Origin of the sequence: Micrococcus sp. HMSC31B01, from assembly GCF_001816085.1 — a bacterium.
Lineage (GTDB): Bacteria > Actinomycetota > Actinomycetes > Actinomycetales > Micrococcaceae > Micrococcus > Micrococcus luteus.
Window position 1 is genome coordinate 1 of the sequence record NZ_KV825347.1, and the last position, 4,058, is coordinate 4,058.

A 4,058-nucleotide genomic window follows, 5' to 3' on the forward strand; every position below is an offset into this window, starting at 1 on the left:
AGCGCACCGCCTCGGCCCGGTCCTCAGCGACGACGCGGTCTTCGGCGGCGCCCGTCGTGAGGCGGGAGGCGATGAGGGACGAGTCGACGCCGGGCATCGGCTCCTCCCGAGCCGCGTACACGGGCAGCACGCGCACCGCGTCCGCCCCGGAGAGGGCGGCGGCGAACTCGGCGGCGAAGTCCCGGGTGCGGGAGAACAGGTGGGGCTGGAACAGGACGTGCACGCGGGCGTCGCCGGCCACGGCACGGCCGGCGGAGACCGCGGCGGCCACCTCCGTGGGATGGTGCGCGTAGTCGTCGAAGACCCGCACGCCGCGCGCGGCGCCGCGGAACTCGAAGCGGCGGGCCGTGCCCCGGAAGGCCTCCACGCCCCGCACGGCGGCCTCGAAGGCCATGCCCGCCCGGACGGCGGCCAGGACCACAGCGGCGGCGTTCAGCGCGTTGTGCCGGCCGGGCACCTGCAGATGCAGGGTGCGCTCCGGGCCGCCCGCCATCCGGAACGTGGCGCGCTGGCCCACTCCGGTCTCGCCCGGCTCCACCGCGAGGTCGGTGACCAGCAGGTCCGGCGCCACGCCGTCACGGGGCGCCGAGCCGTAGGTCACGACGTCGGCGGCCGCGTGCTCCCGTGCCCAGGCGGCCAGGTCCGCCGCGCCGGCGTCGTCGAGGCAGGCCACGAGGACCCCGCCCTGGGCGGCGGCCGGCAGCCCGCCCGCGAAGTCCCGGAAGACCTGGTGCACCGCCTCCTCGGTCCCGTAGTGGTCCAGGTGGTCGGCCTCCACGGTCGTGACGATCCCGATCGTGCTCGGGTAGTTCACCAGGGTGCCGTCGGACTCGTCGGCCTCCGCGATGAACCACTCGCCCCGGCCCGCCCGGGCGTTGGTGCCGAGCCCGGCGACGGCGGCGCCGACCGCGAACGTGGGGTCCCAGCCGGCGTCGGAGAAGGCCATGGCGGCCATGGAGGACGTGGTGGTCTTCCCGTGCGTGCCGGCGACGGCCAGCACCCGGTGGCCGCGCATGGCCAGGGCGAGGCCCTCGGAACGGTGCAGCACGCGCAGTCCGCGCGCCACGGCGGCGTCGTGCTCCGGGTTGCCCGGCCCGGCGATCGAGGAGGCGATCACCGTGGTGACGTCCCGGCCGAGATGCGCGGCATCGTAGCCGACCGTGATCCGGGCACCGCCCGCGGCGAGCTCGCGCATCACGGGCAGGTCCTTCGCGTCGGAGCCGGACACCGCGACGCCCTGCTCCTGGAGGATGCGGGCGACCCCCGACACGCCGACGCCGCCGATCCCCAGCAGGTGCACGCGGCCCAGGTCGGCGAAGCGGCCCTCGGCCGCGGGACGGGTGCTCTCGTCTCGGCTCATCGCCGGGCTCCTTCCTGGGCGGCCGAGCGCACGAGGCCGGCCATGGTGACGTCCGCGTCCCGGACGCCGAAGCGGGCGGCCGCCTCCCCCATGCGCGCGAGACGCTCAGGGTCGGTCGCCAGCGGGATCAGCTGACGCTGCACCCACGCGCGCCCGAAGGCGTCGTCGCGGACGAGCAGCGCTCCCTCCGCCTCCACCACGGGGCGGGCGTTGAGCGCCTGCTCGCCGTTGCCGATGGGCAGGGGGACGTAGACGGCGGGCAGGCCGACCGCGGACACCTCGCAGACCGTGCCGGCGCCCGAGCGGGCGACGATCAGGTCGGCGGCGGCGTAGGCCTGCTCCATGCCCGCCAGGTACTCCCGCTGGACGTAGCCGTCCCGGACCAGCAGGCTGCCGTCGTCCTCGGTGAGGGCCTTGTCCCGACCGGTCAGGTGGAACACCTGCAGACCGGCGTCCAGGAGGTCGCCCAGCGCGGCGCGCACGGTGCGGTTCACGGCCAGCGCACCCGAGCTGCCGCCGGTCACCACGACGGTGGTCCGGTCCGGGTCGAGGCCGAGGGCCTCACGGGCGGCACGGCGGGCGGCCGCCCGGTCCAGACCGGAGATCTCGGGGCGCATCGGCATGCCCACCCAGCGGGCGCCGCGGAGGCGGGTGTCCGGCAGGGCGGTGCCGACGTGCGTGGCCCGCAGGGCGCCGATGCGGTTGGCCAGGCCGGGGCGGGCGTTGGCCTCGTGGACCACCACGGGCACACCGGCACGGAACGCGGCGAGGTAGACGGGGGTCGCGACGTAGCCGCCCACGCCCACGACGACGTCGGCGCGCCGGTCCCGCAGGATCCGGGCCGCCGTGGCGACCGCGGCGCGCATGCGGGCCGGGAAGCGGACGACGTCCATCGACGGGCGGCGCGGCATCGGGACCCGGTCGATCAGGTCGAGCTCGTAGCCCGCCTCGGGGACGAGACGCGTCTCCATGCCGGAGGCGGTGCCGACCATGGTGCACTCGACGGGACCGCCGCCGTCGCCCTCCAGGGCGCGGGCGATGGCGAGCATCGGGGAGATGTGGCCGGCGGTGCCGCCGCCGGCCAGCACCACCCGCAGGGGTCCGGAGGGATGAGAGGTCTGCGTCATCGGGGCTCCTGGAGGGCGGGGGTGGGGATCACGGGGAGGGGGTCGGTGTCCGGCTCGTCCGCCTGGGGGCGGGCGTCCGGCTGGGCGGCACGGCGGCGCTCGTGGCGGGCGAAGGCCAGCACGATGCCGACCGCGCTCAAGGACAGGGTGAGCGCGGAACCACCATAGGAGATGAAGGGCAGCGGGACGCCCACCACGGGGATGACCCCGGAGACCATCGCGATGTTGACGGCCGCCTGGCCCACCAGCCAGGCCAGGATCCCCCACGTGGACAGGCGGATGAACGTGGACGTGGTCCCGGCGGCGACGCGGTAGATGCCGATCGCCAGGCCGAGGTAGGCCAGCAGCACCACCAGCGTGCCCACGAGCCCGAGCTCCTCGCCGAGGATGGTGAAGATGAAGTCGTTCTCGGCCTCCGGGATGTAGCTCCACTTCTGTCGGGACTGGCCGAGGCCCGCGCCCCACCAGCCGCCGGAGGCCAGGGCGTACATCCCGTGCGCCGGCTGGAAGCAGGGGTCGGTGGCGTCCGAGCAGTCCCCCATCCAGGCCTGCACCCGGACCATGCGGTGCGGGGCGAGGAGGGTCAGGGCCAGGATGCCCAGCACGCTCAGCGCCAGGAAGGTGAGGAAGACCCCCCAATGGGTGCCGGCCACGTACAGCACCGTGGCCAGCACGATCGCGAGGATGATCGCGGTCCCGAGGTCGCTGCCCGCCATCACCAGGACCAGCAGCAACAGGCCGCCGGGCAGCACCGGGATCAGCGCGTGCCGCACCTGGGTGACGAGGCGGTGCTTGCGCTCCAGGACCGCCGCCGCCCACAGGGCCAGGGCGAGCTTGGCGGCCTCGGAGGGCTGCATCCGGAACCCGCCGATGCCCAGCCAGTTGCGATTGCCGCCCACGGTGACGCCGAGCGGGGAGAACGCGACCAGCGCGAGCAGGATCACGGCCACGCCGAACGCCGGCCAGGCGAGCGCCTTGAGGACGCGCACCGGCAGGCGCGAGAACACGAGCAGGGCCGCCACGCCCGCCACCGCCCAGGCGCTCTGGCGCAGGAACAGCGCGTACGAGCCGCCGCCGGTGCCGATCGCCTCGACGGAGGACGAAGAGAGCACCATCACGAGCCCCAGCACGGTGAGCAGGGCGGTGCAGCCGCTGATGAGCAGGACCGACAGGTCGAGGGCGCGGCGGCCCTCGAGGACCCGCCACATCCGGCGCAGGATCCGCTCCCGGTGCTCGGGGGCGTCGTCGGCCGCGCGGGGGCGGACCGGGCGGAGCTCGATCGGGGACATGGCCCTCCTCACGGGGGAAGCGAGACGGTCGGGTGGCGGCGGGTCAGTCGGCGTCGGGCGCGGCGTCGTCGTGCACGTCCCAGCCGTGCTCGCGCATCAGCCCGGCAACGGCCTCGATGAACGCGTCGCCGCGGGCCGCGTAGGAGCGGAACTGATCCATCGACGCTGCGGCGGGCGCCATGAGCACGATGTCGCCGGGGCGGGCCAGGCCGTCGGCCACACGCACCGCCTCGGCCATCACGGCCGCACCGTCGGCGGGGCCGGTGCCGTCGGCCGCGGCGA

General features: G+C 75.5%; 3 protein-coding genes and 1 pseudogene. All 4 read right to left on the reverse strand.

Annotation, left to right across the window (positions count from 1 at the left end):
- Positions 1-1,360 (reverse strand): UDP-N-acetylmuramate--L-alanine ligase (murC, locus tag HMPREF3105_RS10610; RefSeq protein WP_070709559.1); only part of this gene is annotated, 1,360 nt, incomplete at its 3' end.
- A complete protein-coding gene (gene murG / locus HMPREF3105_RS10615; protein ID WP_010078501.1) occupies positions 1,357-2,487 on the reverse strand; it encodes an undecaprenyldiphospho-muramoylpentapeptide beta-N-acetylglucosaminyltransferase in 1,131 nt (376 codons plus the stop codon). The genes murC and murG, both read right to left, overlap by 4 nt.
- A complete protein-coding gene (gene ftsW / locus HMPREF3105_RS10620) occupies positions 2,484-3,776 on the reverse strand; it encodes a putative lipid II flippase FtsW (protein ID WP_070709560.1) in 1,293 nt (430 codons plus the stop codon). Before ftsW ends, murG begins: the two co-directional genes overlap by 4 nt.
- A gap of 43 nt (positions 3,777-3,819) precedes the next feature.
- Positions 3,820-4,058: pseudogene (gene murD, locus HMPREF3105_RS10625) on the reverse strand (UDP-N-acetylmuramoyl-L-alanine--D-glutamate ligase); the annotation flags it as partial.

What these genes read in the sequence shown, in the direction of transcription:
- ftsW (WP_070709560.1), bottom strand. Translation starts at nt 3,776, where the DNA reads ATGTCCCCGATCGAGCTCCGCCCGGTCCGCCCCCGCGCGGCCGACGAC.
- murG (WP_010078501.1), bottom strand. Translation starts at nt 2,487, where the DNA reads ATGACGCAGACCTCTCATCCCTCCGGACCCCTGCGGGTGGTGCTGGCC.